The following is an 836-nucleotide window of genomic DNA, read 5'->3' on the forward strand; positions in this document are numbered from 1 at the left end:
CCAACCGGAAAAGAATGAAAAGGAGAAAGCGCTGCATAATTGCGGCTTGTTATTGCACCAGAGCGGGTGCGATAAGCATAATTGCCAGGCAATTGTGCCCACCAAGCTGCTGCTAACCCTAAGTCTTCCCGCGCAATCACAGCCCCACCATCTGTAAGACGAGAACGCGCTTTGGCAAGATTATCCGCTAACTCTTGCGGCGTATCAGCAAAAACTGCCAATGATAAATGATGCTCCCCTAAAACAAAACGATTGGATTCAAGATCATCAAGCGCATCATCCAGTTCCATAATTTGTGAACCTGCTCGATCTCCTGCATTGACCATTTGGTTTTGTTTGCGCCCCATAATCTGTTTGGCAGCATTTTTGCTCTTGAAAATAAAAGATTGGGTGAAAATAAACTCAAAGGGAAGGGTGAGCAAACCATCCGCCATGCCTACCCTGGTTTTTGCTGGATATTCTTTCCAACCAAACATGCCCGCAAACCGCTGTGCCGCCTCATAGCGTATTTCTATGATCTCTTTCCCAAAAATGAGACGGTCTGAATAAACAGTCGAAGCTATCGTCCCCCATGTGAGAGGGATACGTTCACGACGACCTCCCACCAATTGGTGGATAAACTCACTTTGCTGCGAATAAATATTGCCTTCATGTTCATAAAGACTCAATCTTCTTGCACCATAGCGCTCTAAATTTTGAATAAGATCTGTTGTAATATCTTCAAGCTTGCGAATGGACTCTGCATCAACTTCTGTCTTTTCTTGCTTGGCTTTGCCTAAACGTTTGAAAAACTCCACTAATTTATCCGTTTGATCAACGTGTGGATTCCACAAAAT

The 836-nt window shown here is 44.1% G+C and carries 1 pseudogene; it reads right to left on the reverse strand.

The window, feature by feature from the left end:
* A pseudogene (locus tag ACFIL8_RS11430) lies at positions 1-836 on the reverse strand (transporter); the annotation flags it as partial.

This window comes from Bartonella sp. AP57NXGY (genome assembly GCF_042195805.1).
In the GTDB taxonomy this organism is placed as follows: Bacteria; Pseudomonadota; Alphaproteobacteria; order Rhizobiales; family Rhizobiaceae; genus Bartonella.